The 19,124-nt window shown below is 66.6% G+C and carries 20 protein-coding genes; 8 read left to right on the top strand and 12 right to left on the bottom strand.

Features of this window, described 5'->3' with window-relative positions:
* Positions 1-13: 13 nt before the first annotated feature.
* Both AADH62_RS01290 and AADH62_RS01285 read left to right on the top strand, forming a co-directional pair.
* Positions 14-3,730: a multifunctional oxoglutarate decarboxylase/oxoglutarate dehydrogenase thiamine pyrophosphate-binding subunit/dihydrolipoyllysine-residue succinyltransferase subunit gene (locus tag AADH62_RS01290; protein WP_341577923.1), complete on the top strand. Its 3,717-nt coding sequence runs from the start codon at positions 14-16 to the stop codon at positions 3,728-3,730.
* An 8-nt stretch (positions 3,731-3,738) separates the two neighbouring features.
* Positions 3,739-4,626 carry a diacylglycerol kinase gene (locus tag AADH62_RS01285; protein ID WP_341577922.1) on the top strand — a complete coding sequence of 296 codons (888 nt, stop codon included), beginning with the start codon at positions 3,739-3,741 and terminating at the stop codon, positions 4,624-4,626.
* Between the two features lie 35 nt (positions 4,627-4,661).
* Here the strand turns inward: AADH62_RS01285 and AADH62_RS01280 are convergent, their stop codons facing one another.
* From AADH62_RS01280 to AADH62_RS01255, 6 genes are all read right to left on the bottom strand, one after another.
* On the bottom strand, positions 4,662-5,960 hold the full coding sequence (locus AADH62_RS01280; protein WP_341577921.1) for an alpha/beta hydrolase-fold protein: 1,299 nt from the start codon (positions 5,958-5,960) through the stop codon (positions 4,662-4,664).
* On the bottom strand, positions 5,957-6,346 hold the full coding sequence (locus AADH62_RS01275; RefSeq protein ID WP_341577920.1) for a phosphatidylglycerol lysyltransferase domain-containing protein: 390 nt from the start codon (positions 6,344-6,346) through the stop codon (positions 5,957-5,959). Before AADH62_RS01275 ends, AADH62_RS01280 begins: the two co-directional genes overlap by 4 nt.
* Positions 6,270-7,511 carry a phosphatidylglycerol lysyltransferase domain-containing protein gene (locus AADH62_RS01270; RefSeq protein WP_341577919.1) on the bottom strand — a complete coding sequence of 414 codons (1,242 nt, stop codon included), beginning with the start codon at positions 7,509-7,511 and terminating at the stop codon, positions 6,270-6,272. Before AADH62_RS01270 ends, AADH62_RS01275 begins: the two co-directional genes overlap by 77 nt.
* Positions 7,445-8,128, bottom strand: coding sequence for a hypothetical protein (locus AADH62_RS01265; RefSeq protein WP_341577918.1), 684 nt, complete (start codon positions 8,126-8,128; stop codon positions 7,445-7,447). Before AADH62_RS01265 ends, AADH62_RS01270 begins: the two co-directional genes overlap by 67 nt.
* A 77-nt stretch (positions 8,129-8,205) precedes the next feature.
* Entirely contained in the window at positions 8,206-8,451 is a 246-nt protein-coding gene (locus AADH62_RS01260) for a zf-HC2 domain-containing protein (protein WP_341577917.1), read from the bottom strand.
* Positions 8,448-9,086, bottom strand: coding sequence for a sigma-70 family RNA polymerase sigma factor (locus AADH62_RS01255; RefSeq protein ID WP_425355629.1), 639 nt, complete (start codon positions 9,084-9,086; stop codon positions 8,448-8,450). Before AADH62_RS01255 ends, AADH62_RS01260 begins: the two co-directional genes overlap by 4 nt.
* A 35-nt stretch (positions 9,087-9,121) precedes the next feature.
* Here AADH62_RS01255 and aroA point away from each other — a divergent pair, with 35 nt between their 5' ends.
* Genes aroA through bcp form a run of 3 tightly spaced genes read left to right on the top strand, consistent with a single transcriptional unit; the run spans position 9,122 to position 12,053 of the window.
* A complete protein-coding gene (gene aroA / locus AADH62_RS01250) occupies positions 9,122-10,486 on the top strand; it encodes a 3-phosphoshikimate 1-carboxyvinyltransferase (RefSeq protein ID WP_341577915.1) in 1,365 nt (454 codons plus the stop codon).
* The gene (gene rsgA, locus AADH62_RS01245) at positions 10,483-11,529 is read left to right on the top strand and encodes a ribosome small subunit-dependent GTPase A (RefSeq protein ID WP_341577914.1); all 1,047 of its coding nucleotides are present in this window, start codon (positions 10,483-10,485) and stop codon (positions 11,527-11,529) included. The genes aroA and rsgA overlap by 4 nt, the downstream gene beginning before the upstream one ends.
* A gap of 56 nt (positions 11,530-11,585) precedes the next feature.
* Positions 11,586-12,053, top strand: a complete 468-nt coding sequence (gene bcp, locus AADH62_RS01240) for a thioredoxin-dependent thiol peroxidase (RefSeq protein WP_341577913.1) — start codon at positions 11,586-11,588, stop codon at positions 12,051-12,053.
* Here the strand turns inward: bcp and AADH62_RS01235 are convergent.
* Complete coding sequence (locus AADH62_RS01235; RefSeq protein WP_341578017.1) at positions 12,050-12,487, bottom strand: histidine kinase; 438 nt, start codon at positions 12,485-12,487, stop codon at positions 12,050-12,052. The genes bcp and AADH62_RS01235 overlap by 4 nt on opposite strands.
* A 164-nt stretch (positions 12,488-12,651) precedes the next feature.
* Between AADH62_RS01235 and AADH62_RS01230 the strand changes: the two genes are divergently transcribed.
* Entirely contained in the window at positions 12,652-12,900 is a 249-nt protein-coding gene (locus AADH62_RS01230; RefSeq protein WP_019182239.1) for a WhiB family transcriptional regulator, read from the top strand.
* A gap of 31 nt (positions 12,901-12,931) precedes the next feature.
* Here AADH62_RS01230 and AADH62_RS01225 read toward each other — a convergent pair whose 3' ends face one another.
* The 3 genes from AADH62_RS01225 to AADH62_RS01215 are packed head-to-tail and all read right to left on the bottom strand — an operon-like array spanning position 12,932 to position 16,250.
* On the bottom strand, positions 12,932-14,410 hold the full coding sequence (locus AADH62_RS01225) for a sensor histidine kinase (RefSeq protein ID WP_341577910.1): 1,479 nt from the start codon (positions 14,408-14,410) through the stop codon (positions 12,932-12,934).
* Positions 14,411-14,445: 35 nt separating this feature from the next.
* Positions 14,446-15,630, bottom strand: a complete 1,185-nt coding sequence (locus AADH62_RS01220; protein ID WP_341577909.1) for a hypothetical protein — start codon at positions 15,628-15,630, stop codon at positions 14,446-14,448.
* On the bottom strand, positions 15,627-16,250 hold the full coding sequence (locus AADH62_RS01215; protein WP_341577908.1) for an SAF domain-containing protein: 624 nt from the start codon (positions 16,248-16,250) through the stop codon (positions 15,627-15,629). The genes AADH62_RS01220 and AADH62_RS01215 overlap by 4 nt, the downstream gene beginning before the upstream one ends.
* A gap of 98 nt (positions 16,251-16,348) precedes the next feature.
* On the opposite strand from AADH62_RS01215, the gene AADH62_RS01210 reads away from it, so the two are divergent.
* Positions 16,349-16,630, top strand: coding sequence for a helix-turn-helix domain-containing protein (locus AADH62_RS01210; RefSeq protein ID WP_341577907.1), 282 nt, complete (start codon positions 16,349-16,351; stop codon positions 16,628-16,630).
* Between the two features lie 20 nt (positions 16,631-16,650).
* Here AADH62_RS01210 and AADH62_RS01205 read toward each other — a convergent pair whose 3' ends face one another.
* Positions 16,651-17,238, bottom strand: coding sequence for a hypothetical protein (locus tag AADH62_RS01205; protein ID WP_341577906.1), 588 nt, complete (start codon positions 17,236-17,238; stop codon positions 16,651-16,653).
* A 128-nt stretch (positions 17,239-17,366) separates the two neighbouring features.
* On the opposite strand from AADH62_RS01205, the gene AADH62_RS01200 reads away from it, so the two are divergent.
* Complete coding sequence (locus tag AADH62_RS01200) at positions 17,367-17,807, top strand: Rv3235 family protein (RefSeq protein WP_341577905.1); 441 nt, start codon at positions 17,367-17,369, stop codon at positions 17,805-17,807.
* Between the two features lie 24 nt (positions 17,808-17,831).
* On the opposite strand, the gene AADH62_RS01195 is transcribed toward AADH62_RS01200, so the two are convergent.
* Positions 17,832-19,058, bottom strand: a complete 1,227-nt coding sequence (locus AADH62_RS01195; protein ID WP_300593471.1) for a pyridoxal phosphate-dependent aminotransferase — start codon at positions 19,056-19,058, stop codon at positions 17,832-17,834.
* Positions 19,059-19,124: the final 66 nt, after the last annotated feature.

The raw sequence follows: 19,124 nt of genomic DNA, 5'->3' as shown, positions 1-19,124 counted from the left end.
CGGGCGATCTAACGTGTCGAGTCAGGTGACCGGCGTCGGAGTGTCGAACGAAAGCGAGTTCGGCGCCAACGAGTGGCTCGTTGAAGAGCTATACGAGCAATTTCGACAAGACCGCAACTCCGTAGACAAGGCCTGGTGGCCGGTGCTCGAGGCCTACCACTCCGCCACCGAGAACGGCGTGAAGCCCGCTGGCGAGAACAGCGCGAAGCCCTCGGGAGAGAATGCGGCAGCGAAGCCCGCGTCGAACGACGCGCATCCGGTCACCGCACCCACGCCAGTGATCGGCTCGCAGCCCGTTGCGCGCACGACAGCGCGTCCCGCCTCCGCCCAGCCGATTCCGGCGCAGGCCCCCGACACCGCACGCGCCGCATCCGATGCCCCGCCGTCCGAAGACACGGTGACGGTCCTCAAGGGGATGCCGAAGACTCTCGCTGCGAACATGGACGAGTCGCTCACCGTTCCTACCGCGACGAGTGTGCGCACCGTTCCCGCCAAGCTCATGATCGACAACCGGATCGTGATCAACAACCACATGGCGCGCACCCGCGGCGGGAAGGTGAGCTTCACGCACCTCATCGGGTGGGCCATCATTCGTGCCCTCACCGAGTTCCCGAGCCAGAACGTGTTCTACGCCGAGATCGACGGGAAGCCGTCGGTTGTGGCGCCAGCACACGTGAACCTCGGGATCGCGATCGATCTCCCGAAGCCCGACGGCACGCGTGCGCTCTTGGTGCCCAGCATCAAGCACGCCGACACCCTCACCTTCGCCGAGTATCTGTCGGCTTACGAAGACCTGGTCTCCCGCGCGCGCAAGAACAAGCTCACCGCGGCAGACTTCCAGAACACCACGATCTCGCTCACCAACCCCGGCGGGATCGGCACGGTGCACTCGGTTCCCCGTCTCATGAAGGGGCAGGGATGCATCGTCGGCGCCGGCGCGCTCGAGTACCCTGCCGAGTTCCAGGGCGCGAGCGAGAAGACGCTCAACGAGTTGGCGATCGGCAAGACGATCACCCTCACGAGCACGTACGACCACCGCGTCATCCAGGGCGCCGGCTCGGGAGAGTTCCTCAAGAAGATCCACGAGCTGCTCATCGGCGAGCGCCGCTTCTACGAAGACATCTTCGCGGAGCTGCGCATCCCGTACGCACCCATTCACTGGAATGCCGACATCAACGTCGACATCGCCGAGCGGATCGATAAGACGGCTCGCGTTCAGGAGCTCATCAACAGCTTCCGCGTTCGCGGTCACCTGATGGCCGACATCGACCCGCTCGAATACAAGCAGCGCACCCACCCCGACCTTGAGATCGAGTCGCACGGGCTGACGTTCTGGGATCTCGACCGCGAGTTCGTCACGGGCGGCTTTGGCGGCAAGCGCACGATGAAGCTGCGCGAGGTCCTCGGGGTGCTCCGCGACTCGTACTGCCGCACGATCGGCATCGAGTACATGCACATCCAGGACCCCGAGCAGCGGGCCTGGTTCCAGCAGAACCTCGAGGTCAAGTACACCAAGCCGGGGCACGACGAGCAGCTGCGCATCCTCAGCAAGCTGAACGAGGCCGAGGCCTTCGAAACGTTCCTGCAGACGAAGTACGTCGGTCAGAAGCGATTCAGCCTCGAAGGCGGTGAATCCCTCATCCCTCTGCTGGATGAGATCCTGCAGGGGGCCGCAGAGACCGGGCTCGACGGAGCCACGATCGGGATGGCTCACCGCGGGCGGCTGAACGTCCTGACCAACGTTGCGGGCAAGACCTACGGACAGGTCTTCCGCGAGTTCGAGGGACGCGTCGCGATCGGCTCCAAGCGCGGCTCCGGCGACGTGAAGTACCACCTCGGGACAGAGGGCACGTTCGTCGCTGACGGCGGTGAAGAGCTTCCGGTGTACCTGGCGGCGAACCCGTCGCACCTCGAGACCGTCGACGGCGTCCTCGAGGGAATCACCCGGGCAAAGCAAGACCGCCTGCCGATCGGAACCTTCTCGTGGCTGCCGATTCTCATTCACGGCGACGCGGCCTTTGCCGGCCAGGGCGTCGTCGTCGAGACCCTGCAGATGTCTCAGCTGCGCGCCTACCGGACTGGCGGCACTGTGCATGTCGTCGTCAACAACCAGGTCGGATTCACGACGCTGCCGCAGGACGGGCGCACATCTGTCTACGCGACGGATGTCGCAAAGACGATCCAAGCGCCGATCCTTCACGTCAACGGCGATGACCCCGAGGCGGTCGTCCGGGTCGCCCAAGTAGCCTTCGCCTACCGCGAGCGGTTCCATCGCGATGTCGTCATCGACCTGGTCGTCTACCGCCGACGCGGACACAACGAGGGCGATGACCCTTCGATGACCCAGCCGCTGATGACGAACCTCATCGAGGCGAAGCGGTCGGTGCGCCGCCTGTACACCGAGTCGCTCGTGGGTCGCGGCGACATCACGGAAGAGCAGTACGAGCAGGCCAAGAAGGACTTCCAGGATCGCCTGGAGCAGGCCTTCGCCGAGACGCACGCTGCCGAGACCGGTTCTTCCCCGGTGGCGAGTGGCCCGATGACCGGCTCGATCGACACCATCGGCGAGCCCGAAACGACGGGCGTATCGCGCGATGTCGTCCAGCTCATCGGAGACGCATTCGTCAACAAGCCCAATGGCTTCACTGTCCATCAGAAGCTGCAGCAGCTGCTCGACAAGCGCCAGGACATGAGCCGCAACGGCAGCATCGACTGGGCGTTCGGCGAGCTCCTCGCGTTCGGCTCTCTCCTCGTGGAGGGAACCAACGTCCGCATGGTCGGACAGGACTCGCGACGGGGGACCTTCGTGCAGCGTCACGCCGTGTTCCATGACCGCGCCAACGGCCAGGAATGGCTGCCGCTGGTGAACCTCTCCCAGTCGCAGGGACGCTTCTGGATCTACGACTCGCTCCTCAGCGAGTACGCAGCGATGGGCTTCGAGTACGGATACTCCGTCGAACGCTCCGACACGCTCGTGCTGTGGGAGGCGCAGTTCGGCGACTTCGCGAACGGCGCGCAGTCCGTCATCGACGAGTTCATCTCGTCCGCTGACCAGAAGTGGGGTCAGCAGTCGAGTGTCGTGCTGCTGCTGCCGCACGGTTACGAGGGACAGGGCCCCGACCACTCGTCGGCTCGCATCGAGCGCTACCTGCAGATGTGCGCTCAGGACAACATGATCGTGGCGCGGCCGTCCACGCCGGCGTCCTACTTCCACCTGCTCCGCCGTCAGGCCTACGCACGTCCGAGACGACCTCTCGTCGTGTTCACCCCGAAGGCGATGTTGCGTCTTCGCGGTGCGACGAGCCCCGTCGAAGACTTCGTGGGCGGCAGGTTCGAGCCGGTGCTCGACGACGATCGTGGGATCGACAAGAACGCCGTCAAGCGCGTCCTGCTGCATGCCGGCAAGATTCACTGGGATCTGAAGTCGGAGCTCGAAAAGAACCCGAACCCCGAGATCGCACTGGTGCGCCTCGAGCAGTTCTACCCCGCACCGATTGAAGACCTCAATCGCGTGATCGACGAGTATCCGAACGCCGAGCTGGTGTGGGTGCAGGACGAGCCCGAGAACCAAGGGGCCTGGCCTTTCATCGCCCTCGAAGTGGTCAAGTACCTGCACGGCCGCACGATCCGTCGTGTCTCCCGTGCCGCCGCGGCATCCACCGCAACCGGGTCCCCCAAGGTGCATGCCGCTGAGCAGGCGGAGATCATGCAGAAGGCGCTCACCCTCTGAACGTCACCGTGCTGGTCAATCCGGCGGCTCGCGCCGGAACGGGTGGCACGATTGCGCATCGAGCTGCCGAGCGGCTGCGCGAGCACGGCATCCGCGCGACCCTGATCAGCGGTGGTAGCGCCGCCGAGTCGACGGAGTTGCTGAAAGAGACGGTGCGGCGGGGCACGGATGCCGTGGCCGTTGTCGGCGGCGACGGAACGGTGTCTCTGGCAATGCAGGTGCTGGCCGACGGCGCGACGCCGCTGGGCATCATCCCGGCGGGAACGGGGAACGACCTTGCCGAGATGCTTGGCCTCCGCGAGATGCGCGCTGACGAGGCCGCCGACGCGATCGCCCGGGGAGTGACCCGCGAGATCGACCTCGCGCGCATCCGTCGCCACGGCCAGCCTGACGTCTACTTTGGTTCGGTCCTGGCGAGCGGCTTCGACTCGCGGGTGAACGACCGCGCGAACCGGATGCGGTGGCCGCGCGGCTCGTCGCGATACACCATCGCCATTCTGCGAGAGCTAGTCGCGCTGCGCAGCTTCGCGTACGAGGTCGAGTTGAGGGATGCCGAAGGCACCGTAACGCGCCACGATGGCCCTCTTCTAATGGCGGCGGTGGCCAATGGGACCAGCTACGGCGGGGGCGTGCAGATCGCGCCCCGCGCGAACCCTGCCGATGGGGAACTGGATGTCATCCTGGTTCGCCCCACAAGGCGCGCGCGCTTTCTGCGCCTCCTCCCCCGCGTCTACCGGGGAGCCCACGGAGATGTTGCCGAGGTGAGCATGCACCGAGCTCAGACGGTCCGCCTTCTCGCACCAGGCGTTACTGCCTACGCGGACGGCGACCCGATCGGGCAGCTGCCGCTGGAGATCGATGTTGCGCCGCGGGCGCTTCGCGTCTTCGTGCCGTAGCGGCATCGACTGGCGGGGTCGTCGCTGCCAAGTACTCAGCTGGCCGGCGGAGCAAGGCCCAGGCGGGGTGCGAAAGAGTCAAGCGCGAAGTCCAGGCCTGCGTCAAGGGCTTCACCACCGTGTCCTGCACCGGCGATGGTGTCGGAGAAAACCGTGAACCGGGCATCCGAAGCCAGGGCTGCGTTCGAGACCTGACCTGGTCCGAACACGGTGTCCTGATCGCCGTGCGTGAACACGGCGATATGCCCGGCGTACTGGCCTGCGTGAGCAGCAAGAGCCGCGCTGGGCGACGCAGCCTGGAATGCAGCGGCATCCCCAGCAAAGACCTCATCGATGGTCTCCTGGACGTGCTCCGATCCCGGATACTCATTGCCCGAGATGTCCATCACGTTTCCCCAGATCTGCGGGTTCTGCGCCGCCCATGTGAAGGCACAGGACCCGCCATTCGAATAGCCTCCGATGACCCAGAAAGACCGATCGGCGGTGACGTTGAGGTGCGCTACTGCCCACGCGGGGATGTCGGTGGTGAAGTACGTCGAGACCGCGCCGTATGTCGCGGAGTCATGACACGCGGGGTCTCGATCGATGGCACCCAGTTGGTCGGCGACGATGGCGATGGGCGCGAGCCCGTTGTGAGCTGCAGCAAACCTGTCGAGCGCAGCAGCGATACTCGTCGGGTCGGGGGTGCCCGGCTGACCCATCATGAAGACGATGAGGGGAAGCCTCGGCGGGTTGGCGACAAGAGCCGCAGGCGGCAGGTAGAGGGCGGCATCCCTCGGCGAGTACCCCTCGGCGGGGATGCGGTCCTCGCCCGAGAGGGCGCTCACCCGACCGGTCACCGGCATGTCGGCGGGCGCCGTCCACGTGGAGTAGAGCGTCGCGGGATCATCGTCCGACGTGGTGGGCGCGGGAAGCGGCAGGTCATCCAAGGCCTGGATGCCCAAGATTGCCGCCGGTGTGTGTGTCAGCCCGTAGGACGCGTTCACCCCGAGCGCGGCGGCCAGCAGCGCCGCCACAGCCATGACCACGGCAAGCAGACGCCGCCACCAGGGACGGGTGAAAGCGACGACGAGGCCGGCTACCGCGAACCCGGAACCTCCGCCAATCCACAGCGCCGCGTGATCGGGTAACGGTCCGTCAAAGGCGCCGAGAGCCTCGGCAGCCAGGGCGAGGAGAAAGCCGCCAACGAGGCCAGCGACCATAGCGATCAGCCAGCGCCACGGATGTCTCGGAGCAGGCCACGCGATCACAACCGCCATCGTGAGGACGATCGCGCACAGGACACCGAGGATCGGGCTATCGATCAGTTCGAGCGTCAGGAACCACTGTCTCATCGAGCACCGCCGTATCCGGCGCGGGCCACTGCGACGATCTCGCGAGCCGACGGCTCCGACAGGTAGGCGCGCAAGACTGCCATTCCGATGCTCGGAAGTTCCACGGAGTCGCTGTACGCGAGGTACAGCGTGCGATATTCCGGGCGGAACTTGCTCTTGAAACGGAAAAGAGACGCGAAACCGTACGCCGGTTCGAGGGCGGCGGCCACCTGTTCGAGAAGGGATGCGAGGAGCGTGCGGTCACTTTCAGCGGCGCTGCCCGGCTTACTCGCCAGCGGAGCACCAGACAGGCTCACCACCTCCAGACCGTCATCCTTGGCTCGAAGAGCGGTCTTGACGATGACGAACTCCATGAGGCCGTTGGGTCCGTCGACGCGGCGGCGCATGTAGTCGAGAGTCCACCCCACGCGTCGACCCGATCGCCACGACGGCATCCAGCTCGCTCGGCAGGAACTCGTCATGGATGCTGTAGAAGGCCGGCGACCATCCCCGATCTGCGCAGTAGTCAACAAATCCCCGCACCGTCTGATCGCGCTTACCGGGCGCGCACAGTGGGTCTGCGATAGCGAGGGCAACATCGCCCACCCGCCGAAACGCCACCGCTCCTGTGCCGTCGGCGGTGTACCAGTGGTCGTTGCCGCGCCAGGTTCCCATGAACCCGAGGGTCCCACCGCCACGGCGGAGCAACCAGTGATAGTGCTCGTCGTCTGCGACGACAGCGTGCTGCGGGAACCGGTACATCCGCAGCATCGCGACGATGAAGACCGCCCAGAACAGGACGCCCACCCACTGGTAGATCAGCAGCGCGGCGCCGTGCGTGGGGTACGGCGGCTGCCCGAGATTGCGCAGGAACGATGGCGGAACGAACCGGCGCAGTGTTTCGACGAGAAGGTCGGTGACGCTGACACGCTGAACGTAGGTCTGCCGGAAGATCGATTCGGCGACGAGGTGGGTTGCGGCACACGCAGCAAGAGTGGCGCTGACCGTTCCGGTGAACCACACCACCGCGCGACGATCTGCCCGGATGGGGAAGAATCGCCGCAGCGCGACCAGCACGACGACCGTGGTCAGTGACACCCCGATTGCGGCGATAGCCCACAGCCCGTACTCCAGCCAGGTGGGATCGGCCCAGGGACCGACGGAGACGGTTCCCGCAATGACGGACCAGATCGCTACGACACCGATCAGAGCCTCGACCACAACCGCCAGGACGAGCGCAGAACGCCGACCACGGCGTAGGCCGAGGGCGGCGACCAACAGCAGGGCGACCGGCACGAGCGCCATCAAACCCGGGCCGACGCCGCGCGTCACCACGACAGCTAGCTGATGGTCACAAAGCGGGCTGTACCGTGTCGCGCACAGATCGACGAGGTTCTCGTCGTACTGGGTGAAGAACGACTCGGCGAACGACAACGGCCCACGTCCGCCGCCGGCCAGCACCGCCGCGAGGGGACCGAGGCCCGTCACCGCGACGACCAGTGCCGTTACGGAGCGCGTCTCGCGGTGGATGATCGGTGCCAGGAACGTCGTGGGGTTCCGCGAACGAGCCACAGCCCCACCAGGAGCCCGAGCACTGCGGCCACGAGGCGGTACCACGCGTCGGTGTCGCCGGCGTAGAGGGCGAACATGGCCAACACGGCGAAACCGACGACCCGGATGCGGCGACGCCAGAGGGCGGAGGCCAGTGCCGAGGCAGCCATGAGTGCACCGACCATCGCGGTTGCCGGGTCAAGCACCGGTGTTTCTGCCGCCTCGACGGGACGCAGATCTGACACCGTCCACAGGAGGGCGTGGATGGCGGTGGCTACGAGGTTGCCGGCGAGGGCAACAACAAGCGTCACCCCGAGCAGCCGGAGGCGGCCCAGCAGCCTCTCGGCGTAGGCGAAGCCCGTCACCGCAAGCAGAATCGTGAGGGTCGTGTCAACAGCGGAGTCTGGAACGAAGATCGCCGTCAGCGGCGTCCACCAGCGGCCCTGGGAGAGGACCGCAACTGGTCCCACGCCCCAAAGCGATCCGTCGTCGCCCCACAATGTTCCGGTGAAAGCCGCGCACGCCAGGACGAGGCCCGCGGCTGACACCGCGACGACGTGTTCCATGATGTAGCGTCTGACGACGTTCACGCGTCGTGACGCAGCGAGATCGGGCTGTGCATGCTCGACAGCGGCCACCGGCGCACCTCCCGTTCACACGGTCGCGCCGAAACGCTACAGCGAGGCGCTCGACGTGAAGAGGGCGATCCTGTGGATCAGTGATGAGCCGCCTGTGCGGCGCGCAGCGTTGAAATTACCTGGTCGCGCAGCTCCTCCGGAGCTGTCTCCTTGCACGCTCGTGCGACAGCCTCGGTCAGAGTTGTTGCTACGAGCGCCTCCTCGCGGCAGTCCGGGCAGTGCTCGAGATGCTCTCGAATGTCGGCATGCTCGGTCTTGCATACCTCGTTTCGCAGGTACTCCTCCAAGTCCCGCGTGGCCTTAGCGCAGCCGCAGTCAGTCATGTGTCGCTCCTCGAGGCGGCGACCGAGATGCCCCGCTCGGTCGCATATTCGGCCAGCAGCTCCCGCAGCATCCGCCTGCCACGATGCAGACGGCTCATCACGGTGCCGATGGGGGTTTTCATGATGTCGGCGATCTCCTGATACGCGAAGTCTTCGACGTCGGCGAGGTACACCGCGAGACGGAAGTCCTCGGGAATCGACTGCAGCGCGTCCTTCACAATGGATGCCGGCATGTGGTCGATCGCTTCGGCTTCCGCCGACCGCGTACGCGTTGAGGTCGTGGACTCTGCCCCGCCGAGTTGCCAGTCTTCGAGATCCTCGATAGCGCTCTGGTACGGTTCCCGCTGCTTCTTGCGGTACGTGTTGATGTACGCGTTGGTCAGGATGCGGTAGAGCCAGGCCTTCAGGTTCGTGCCCTGTGTGAAGCTCGACCATGAGGCGTAGGCCTTGACGAAGGTCTCCTGCACGAGATCTGCGGCATCGGCCGGGTTGCGCGTCATTCGCATCGCAGCCGCATAGAGCTGGTCCATGAACGGCAGGGCCTGCTCTTCAAACTGCCTGCGCGGGTCGGCCGGCGCCTCGGCCTGATCAGTCATCACGCGCCAGTCTACGTCCGGCGCCATAGCGATCGTCATCGGGCTCCTTCCGTCCCTCATTAGGCTAGGAACCGATGAGCGGCGAGAGATATTCCACCCCGACCGGTTCCGGAGAATCCGGCTGGTCAGCTCCGCGCGCCGGGGAAGCGGTCGCCGCCCGTCTGGCGGTCCCCGGATCCAAGTCGCTGACAAATCGCGAACTGATCCTGTCGGCGATTGCCGATGCTCCGAGCACGCTCCACGCCCCGCTGCACTCCGACGACTCGGTGCGCATGGTGGCAGCCCTCCAGGCGCTCGGCGTCCAGATCGACGCCGTCGAGGGCGACAGCCCGTTCGGCCCCGACCTGATCGTGACTCCTCCTGGCAGCGCAGGCTCTGTCGGAGCGTCGCCTTCGGGAATGCACAGCGCAACAGTCGACTGTGGGCAGGCAGGGACCGTGATGAGATTCATCGCGGGTATTGCGGGGCTGGCCGACGGTGATGTCGCCATTACAGCCCATGAGAGCGCCCTCCACCGTCCCATGGGTGCGATGATCACGGCCCTTCGCGACGTGGGCGTGGACGTCGATGATGAGGGTCGCTGGGCACTCCCCTTCCGCGTGCGCGGGCACGGTCACATCCGCGGCGGCGAAGTCGTGATCGACGCGAGCGCCTCGAGCCAGTTCGTGTCCGGGATGCTGCTCGCGGCGCCCCGTTTCGACACCGGCCTCCACCTCATCCATTCCGGGTCGCGGCTGCCGAGCATGCCCCATATCGACATGACCATCGAATGCCTCGCGCATCGCGGTGTGCACGTCGAGAGGCCCTCCCCGCGCGAATGGATCGTGCCTCCGCAGCCGCCCCGCGGCAAGACCGTCGCCATCGAGCCCGATTTGTCCAACGCGGCCCCGTTCCTGGCAGCTGCCATGGTCACCGGCGGCACCGTCACGATCACCGGTTGGCCCGCGCACTCCACACAGCCAGGCGCGATGCTCGGGTCGATCCTGCACGACATGGGTGCCCGCGTCACGCGTCGTGGTGGGGCCCTCACCGTCGCCGCGGGCCGCGGCATCCGGGGTATCGAGATCGACTTGTCGGCAGCGAGCGAACTGACGCCCACGATCGTCGGGCTTGCCGCCTTCGCCGCGGAACCGACGACGATCACGGGAGTCGGACACATCCGCGGACACGAAACCGACCGCATCGCTGCGCTCGTCGGAAACCTGCGCGCGCTCGGTGGTACCGCTGAAGAGCTCGAGGACGGTCTGCGCGTTCTGCCCGGGCGGCTCCGCGGCGGTGTCTGGCGGGCATTCCACGATCACCGCATTGCCACAACCGGCGCCCTGATCGGCCTCGCCGTCGATGACGTCGTGGTCGACGACATCGGAACTACCGCGAAGACCATGCCCCAGTTCCCCGACCTGTGGACTTCGATGCTCGAAGGGAACGGCGCGGAGTGAGCTGGCTCGGGGACGTCGATGACGACGATGAGCTCGGCATGGACGAGAGCGATATCCGCGTCAGGCCGAACACCAAAGCCAACCGGCCGCGCACGAAACGCCGGCCCAGCCACGCGGATGCCGAGATCGCACGAGTCCTGGGGGTAGACCGCGGCCGTTACACGGTGCTCGTCGGCGAAGACACGGATGACGAACGCGAGGTGACAGCCGCCCGGGCACGCGAGCTACACCGCACCGCGATCGTCACCGGTGACCGCGTCCGGGTTGTGGGAGACACCTCGGGAGACGAGGGAACGCTCGGCAGGATCGTCGGAATCGAGCCGCGGACGTCGCTTCTGCGACGAAGCGCCGACGACACCGATCAGGTGGAGCGCGTCATCGTCGCCAACGCCGATCAGATGCTCATCGTCATCGCCGCCGCCGATCCGGAGCCGCGCCCTCGCCTGGTCGACCGCTACCTTGTCGCCGCGCTCGATGCCGGCATCCGCCCCCTGATGGTCATCACGAAGACCGATCTGTCCGACCCGACGGAGTTCCTGTCGCATTTCGCGGGACTCGACCTCGACGTCTTCACCAGTGCACGCGCTGACATGCCGCTGGATCGAATCGGTGCCGCCCTGGTCGGCCACAGCACCGTTTTCGTGGGACACTCCGGTGTCGGTAAATCGACTCTCGTCAACGCTCTGGTTCCGAGCGCCGATCGCGCGACGGGGCATGTCAATGAGGTCACCGGCCGGGGACGACACACATCGAGTTCCACGGTCTCGCTGCGCTACGAGGCTCCCTCGGGCACGGGATGGGTCGTCGACACCCCCGGCGTACGCTCCTTCGGGCTCGGTCACGTCGATCCCGACAACATCCTGCGGGCATTCACCGATCTTGCCGAGGTCGCGAGGGAGTGTCCGCGTGGATGCACTCACCTGCCGGACGCGCCCGATTGCGCCATCGCGGAGGCTGTCGCAGCGGGACGCCTCGGGCCCGGGGCTGCAGCCCGGCTGGATTCACTGCAGCGTCTGCTCACGACGTTCGCCGATCGCCCCTGAGCGCTGAGGGCCCTGTCGAGAGCGCGGCGACGAACGCGCGGCTTTAGGGTGGACGTATGACAGTGCGTCTTGAACCCGGTACCGCTGCACCCGATTTCACCCTCGTGAACCAGGACGCGACGGATGTCTCGCTGCACGATCTTCGGGGCTCGGGCGTCATCCTCTTCTTCTACCCACAGGCGATGACGCCGGGGTGTACGACGGAAGCGTGTGACTTCCGCGACAGTGTCGAGCCGCTTCGCAGCGCCGGGTACGTCGTGCTCGGCATCTCCCGCGACGCTCCCGCCAAGCTCCGGGCGTTCCGCGAACGGGACGCACTTCCGTACGACCTGTTGAGCGACCCCGACCGTGCCGTCCACGAGGCCTACGGAGCGTGGGGCGAGAAGACGATGTACGGCAAGACGACAGAGGGGGTGCTGCGCTCGACCTTCGTCCTCGACGAGAACGGCGGCATCACGCACGCCCTGTACAACGTCAAGGCGACGGGGCACGTTGCCCGAATCCGCGGTCTGCTCGGTCTCTAGTCTTCCCGCGCCGGTGGGGCCGCGCTGCGAACGGCGATCACCAGAATCACGAGGGCGACGATCGCCGGAATAGCGATCGCGACGCCCGTGACCGGATGCGCGTACTGGCCCGTTGCAGCGCCGAGGGCGACTGCGAGAATCAGCAACTGCGTCACAATCGCTCCCGAGCGACCCCATGACAGCCCGCGCCACGTCGTGATGCCGAACATCGCGACGATCGCAGCGCCGCCCAGCGTCAACACGATCAGGGCAATCGCACTGTCTAGCGCTGCGGTATCGCCGGCGATGACCGCAACGGCTTCCCATGCCGCGAGCGCGCCGAGCCCCGCTGCTTCCAGCAGCACGATCACGCCTGCCACTCGCGCGGCAGTCATCGAGCGCGTCACTGCATTGACCTCCCGATCACTCTCGGCTCGCTCATAGCGTTCTTGCATCGTCCTCACGAATGAACCCTTGATTCGGGTGAACGGCTGTGGGACGATGGGTAAAGCCGTGTGCTCCCACAAGGTCGTGGGACGAGACATCTTCTCGTACACCTCATAGAGTATCCGACCGCCCCCGTGGCCCGATGCTCATTCCCCATCAAGGAGCACCCCCTATGGATTGGCGCGACAAGGCCGCCTGCTTGACTGTCGACCCCGAGCTGTTCTTCCCGGTAGGAAACACGGGTCCAGCGGTCGACCAGATCGAGAAGGCAAAATCCGTGTGCGCCCGGTGCACCGTCACCGAAATCTGCCTGCAGTATGCCCTGGAGTCCGGTCAGGACTCGGGTGTGTGGGGCGGGCTCTCCGAAGACGAGCGCCGCGCCCTCAAGCGCCGCGCTGCCCGCGCGCGCCGCGCCAGCTGACAGCGTCGGGTACGGCGACGTCAGGCCGTCGTCAATCGAGCGCGATGTAGCGCAGCGGGATGTCGATCGTGACTTCCGTGCCGCTTCCGACGAGCGTGTGCCAATCGATCGTGCCACCCAGCTCTCCCTGAATGAGGGTGCGCACGATCTGGGTGCCCAAGCCTCGGCCGACCTGCCCTTCCGGCAGGCCCACGCCGTTGTCGCGGACACGCACCAGGAGTCGTTCGGGGTCCCGCTCGGCCTCGATCTCGACGTCGCCCTCCTTGCCGGCGAGGCCGTGCTCGACCGCGTTCGTCACCAGCTCTGTGAGGGCCAGCGCCAGAGGCGTCGCGTACTCGCTCGGGAGCGTGCCGAAGCGCCCCACGGAACGGGTCCGCGCACGTGTGGTTGGCGCGGCTGCCACTTCGGCGACGAGTTTGAGAACGCGATCGAAGACATCATCGAAGTCGACGCGTTGCGTGAGTCCTTCGGACAAGGTGTCGTGCACGACAGCGATCGCAGAAACGCGACGCATCGCCTGGGTCAGCGCTTCTCGGGCCTCCTCCGTATGCGAACGGCGAGCCTGGATACGAAGCAACGATGCGACAGTCTGCAGATTGTTCTTGACCCGGTGATGGATCTCGCGAATCGTCGCATCCTTGGTGATGAGCTCTTGCTCCTGGTGGCGCAGCTCCGTGACGTCGCGGCACAGCACGATCGCACCGATGCGCGTCCCGTGATCGCGAAGGGGGATCGTACGCAGGCTCACCGTCACCCCGCGCGCCTCGATGTCGGCGCGCCACGGCGCCCGCCCCGTCACCACCAACGGAAGCGATTCGTCGAACTGGCGCTTCTCCGGAAGGATCTCCGTCGTCACCTCGACGAGCGACTCGCCCTCGAGTTCGTCCTCGAATCCCATGCGGTTGAACGCCGAGAGTGCGTTGGGGCTCGCAAACGTCACGGTCCCATCGACATCGAGGCGCACGAGACCATCCGATGCTCGAGGCGCGCCCCGCCGTGGCGCTGTCGGAGCGCTCAGATCGGGGAAGTCACCCGAGGCGACCATCCCGAACAGATCATCGGCACACTCGTTGAAGGTGATCTGCTGTCGCGAGGGAGTACGCGTCTCGCCGAGATTGGTGTGACGGGTCAGCACTCCCACCGTGGTGCGACCGGAGCCGGACCCTCGCACGATCGGTACCGCACGCACCCGGGTCGGGGTCTCTTCGAACCAGTCCGGGGATGCCGAGTCGACGATCATTCCCGAGAAGAACGCCTCGCGGATCTGTGTCCGCCACTGCGGGCGGACCGGGTCACCGACGATGTCACGGTAGAACAGGGTCGCAGCTCCGCTGGGGCGGGCATGGCCGACAGCGACGAACGAGTCATCCGTCGTCGGAACCCAGATGACGATGTCGGCGAACGCGAGATCGGCCAACAGCTGACCGTCCCCGGCCAGGCGGTGGAGCCATTCGACATCCGCGCCAGTGGAACGCCCCTGGGCATAGACGAGATCGCTGAGGGTCGACATTGTTTCAGCCTAGAGCCCCGGCGTGAATGCTCGAACTACGCAGCTTTGCGAGTATCCACGGCGAGCGCCTCAGCCACAAGACGCCGCACCCCGGACACGATCGGTGATCTCCGGGCAACGTCTGCGATCGGGCGGGCGGCCAGGAGCGCAGCGTCAGCCGAGCGCGGATCTTGCGGCACGAACCACACGTCACGGATGCCGGCGAACCGGTCGAGACTACGGCGTACCTGGCCGCGGGCGTCGATGCCCAGGGAGCCCGGGCGCAGCCGGTTGGCGACCACCGCGATCGGTGTCGCTCCCACCGTCTCGCGCAACTGCGCGTACCCGCGAACGAATCGACTGATGCCGACTGGATCCGCAGCGGCAACGGCGACGATGAGATCAGCCTCCTGGAGGGCCGCGATCGTGGCGGCGTTGCGCCTGTCCCCCGCGAGATCACTCACGATCTCTTCGTCGCGGTCCAGCGACGCTGCCACGTCGACGACAGTGTCGTCAGCCCACTCACGGCATACCGCGAGCGCGGCGCGCACACGGTCTTCACGCAGCTCCGGCCAGCGCGACGGACGATTGATGCCGGTCAGAACGCGCGGCCCCCGCCCGAGCCGCAGCGCGATTCGATCGAGTTCGGCGACATCCAGAGCACCAAGACTCACTTGTCGACAGGCGGCGGCGAACCCCGGGCCTTCATCGGGGAGCCCCAGCGCCAAAGCAATCGACGGCGCGTGGGAGTCTGCATCGATCAGGGCGACGTCACGGTCGCGGGCGAGCTCCACCGCTAGTTCGATCGCGATCGTTGAGCGACCGGGCGACCCGGCCGGGCCCCATACGGCAATGACGCGTCGCCCGGCCCGGGGAGCGGGTGCGCCGGGCAGCGGGTTTCGGAGGGCACCCACGAGCTCGCGACCGGAAGCGCGAGGCGACATCGGGACACCGAGTCCGAATGCCTGAGCGAGGCGCGCCGTCGCCTCTCCATCCCCCACGGGAACGATTCGGACCCCCTCCCGATCGCACGCTGTCACGAGTTCGCGCGTGAGTGTGTCGTGGCGCGCAGCGACGACGAGAAGATCAACCTCCTGGTCGCCGGCGTCACGGACTGCGCCGCGGGCGGCCGCGATGCCGGGAGTCGTGACCGGCACCGCCAGCGCGTCCCATCCGAGCCGCGACAGCTCGTCAGCCAGACGTGTCGCGTGGGGCTCATCCAGCGCGATGAGCGCCCTCATTGCTGCCCCGGAGTCCAGGGGATAACCGAGAGCGCCGAACCGTCGGCGATCGCAGCGAGCGCGGCGGCGACATCTGCCCGGGGGATCACCAGCTCGACCGCTGCCGTTCCCCCTGCCAGTGGCGAGTCGTCGCGGCTGACACTGACGACTGTCGCGTCAGCCACGAGAATGCGTGGCGTATCGAAGCGCGACTGGTCCAGGCGCGGCGCTGCCCACAGCTCTACCGTCGATCCGGCAACGACAGACCCTGGTACCTCGGCCGCGCTGCGGACGACAACCGTCGTCGAGCGCGTGCTGTCGTCGGTCACGAGGGCATCCGCGGGCACGAGTTCTCCGGCCGAGACCGTACGCGCCGCTACGAGCCCTTCACCGAGATCATCCGCGCCGAGGTAAGCGTCAGATGCGGCTCCGAGAGCAACATCCACGACGGCAAGGTCGGCTGCCGCGACCGGCTCGCCGGGCACGATCGCCCGGACGGCGACGTACACGGGTTCGGTCTGACGCGCCGCCGACACGATGAACCACACGCCGCCGACAGAAGTCAGAACCAGAACGATGCCGATAAGGAACCGCAGGTCGGCCCACGCGGAGCGCCGGGACGTTCGAGACGGGGAGAACATGCGATCCATGGTGACCGAGGCAGGCGATGGGCTGCCGCGCTTATCCACAGCGTGCGCTGCTGCGCTGCCCTGTCCGAACCCGGCGTCATAATGGGGACATGCCCCATCCCCACGCTGCCGACGCGCGCCTGTTGACGCCCTCGCAGGTCGCCGAAGTGCTCGCGATCGAGGTCGATGACGTGGTGGCCCTGGTCTTGGCCGGACAGCTCCGCGGGATGCGTGTGGGCGAGAGCGGGCAGTGGCGTATCGACGAGACGAGCGTCGAGGCCTACCTCGACGATCAGGTCGAGCAGACCCGCCGCATGGCGCTGTGGCACCAGTCTCAGACCGCGAGCTTCCCCGAGCTGTGGGGCACCGGCGCCATTCGCAACCCCGACTGAGACGCGAGGTCAGCTGCGGGTCAGAGCCCCGAGTCGCCCGCCGCCACGATCAGCTGCGCGAGCGCGCCGAACGGAACCATCCGAAAGCCGGTCACTGCCGACGGATGCCGCGGGGTATCGAGGTCGTGAAGGGCAAGGTCGAAGTGATCGGCACCGGCTCGGTCCACGGTTCCGGTCAGGGAGTCACCAGCGACCAGCTCGACGAGGACGGGAACGCGCCGCCGCGCGAGGTCACGCAGAACGAATCCGAGATCCACCCGCTCGCGGAGGGCTTGCCCCGCGCGTCCCGAGGCGCTGTGCAGGAGGTCGGCGTGCGGCATCCGTAGTCCCATGAGCCCCGCGAGAGGCACGATGCTGACGGAGGACGGTCCTCGATCGAGCGCAAACCAATCGGCGCCCACCGCGACCATCCGCCCGTCGACAGCACCGCCACCGCTGAGGTGCGCCCGCACCTGAGCCTGGGCATCTCGCAACACGAGAAGCCGGTCCCGCAGCGATACACGCGACAGGCGCACCCGCTCGGACTCGGAGGCGAGGGCGGCACGCTCTGCTTCCCACTCGGCGGATGCTTGAGCCTCGAGGTCATCGAACAGCCGGTCCCATCGCACGGGGCGAGCGTACGTCGCAGATGAGGAGTCGATGAGAAACTGTCCACAGCGGGGCCCCGGCCCCCACCCGGCATCCCGCCGTGTGCTCTACTTCTCGACATCCTGTTACCGGTCGAGAGTGAGATCTCATGGCGACGACGCAACCGAACTTCGCACGCGCTTACCGCGCGGCAGACGAAGCGGCCGAGCTGAACCAGTACTTCGCGCCGCAGCGCACGAGTACCGCCGACCTCCCCGATCCCGAGACCTTCTTGCGCAACATCTCGCGCGGGGTCCTCGAGATCTTCGCGGGCGTTCGCGAGGTGGACCAACTCGCCAGGTGGCTGACCGAGGATGCCTATCGGAAGCTCGTGACCCGAGCCAACCTCGCCGCCCGCGCACGAAGTGCCCGCGGCATGCCCGCGAAACGTCCCGTGCATCAGATCGTTTCCGTGCGCTACTCCTCCCCCGCGGACGGCATCGTCGAGGGCGTCGTCATCGTCCGTGGCCCCGCACGCACCCGTGCCGTGGCCCTGCGGTTGGAGGGCATGGACGGTCGGTGGCGCACCACCTCGCTCGCCCTGCTGTGACGACGTCGCGCAGGGCGCTCCGCCTTACTGCCGGTACGACGAGAGGAAGTTCCCGAGCCGCTCGATCGCCTCGGTGAGCACCCGAGACTCCGGAAGCGTCACGATCCTCACGTGGTCAGGGGTCGGCCAGTTGAACCCCGTCCCCTGCACGAGCAGCACCTTCTCGGCGACGAGGAAGTCGTACACCAGCTTCGCGTCATCGCGAATCTCGTAGACGTTCGGATCGAAGCGCGGGAAGGCATACAGCGCCCCCTCCGGCTTGACGCAACTCACACCCGGGATCGACTCCAGAGCCTCCCAGGCGGCATCCCGCTGCTCGTGCAAGCGCCCCGTGGGCGCAATCAGCGCGTCGATCGACTGGACCCCCGACAGCGCAGCCTGCACGGCGTATTGCGCCGGAACGTTCGGACACAGCCGAGTCGAAGCCAGCAGGGTGATGCCCTCCAGGAAACCGGCTGCGTGATCCTTCGGTCCCGTGATCGCCAGCCACCCCGAGCGGTAGCCCGCGACGCGATAGGTCTTCGAGAGCCCGTTGAACGTGAGCACCAGCAGATCCGGCGCGACGGCAGCCATCGGAATGTGCGTTGCATCGTCGAAAAGGATGCGGTCGTAGATTTCGTCAGCGAGGACCAGGAGTGAGTGTTCCCGGGCGATGTCGGCGATCTGTTCGAGGACTTCCCGCGTGTAGACGGCACCGGTCGGATTGTTCGGGTTGATGACAACGATCGCTTTGGTGCGCTCGGTGATCTTCGAGCGGATGTCCTCGATGTCAGGCTGCCAGCCGTTTTGCTCATCGGAGAGGTAGTGAACCGGCGTCCCGCCGCCCAGGCTCGTCATCGCCGTCCACAGCGGGTAGTCAGGGGCCGGGATCAGCACTTCATCGCCCTCGTCCAGGAGGGCCTGCATCGTCATCGTGATGAGCTCGGAAACCCCGTTCCCGAGATACACGTCGTCGGGGTCGAGCGCGGGGAATCCGGGGACCTGCTCGTACCGATAGACGACGGCGAGCCGGGCCGACTTGATGCCGCGACTGTCGCTGTAGCCGTGTGCCTCGGGAACCGCCTCGATCATGTCCCGCACGATCTGGAACGGAGCCTCAAAGCCGAACGCTGCCGGGTTTCCCGTGTTCAGCTTGAGAATCCGGTGACCTTCGGCCTCAAGTCGGTCGGCCTCGACCAGGGCCTGCCCCCGGATCTCGTAGAGGACATGCTTGAGTTTGCTCGACTGGTCGAGCGGCCGGGGGTGGGTCATCCGTTCAGGATAATGCCGCACCCGCCGGGCCACCTGACCGCATGTGGCTTGCGCTCTCGCGTTCTG

The sequence above is a fragment of the Microbacterium schleiferi genome (genome assembly GCF_038150145.1).
Lineage (GTDB): Bacteria > Actinomycetota > Actinomycetes > Actinomycetales > Microbacteriaceae > Microbacterium > Microbacterium schleiferi_B.
Note: the sequence above shows the minus strand (reverse complement) of the source record. Positions and strands in the feature narration are given on the sequence as shown.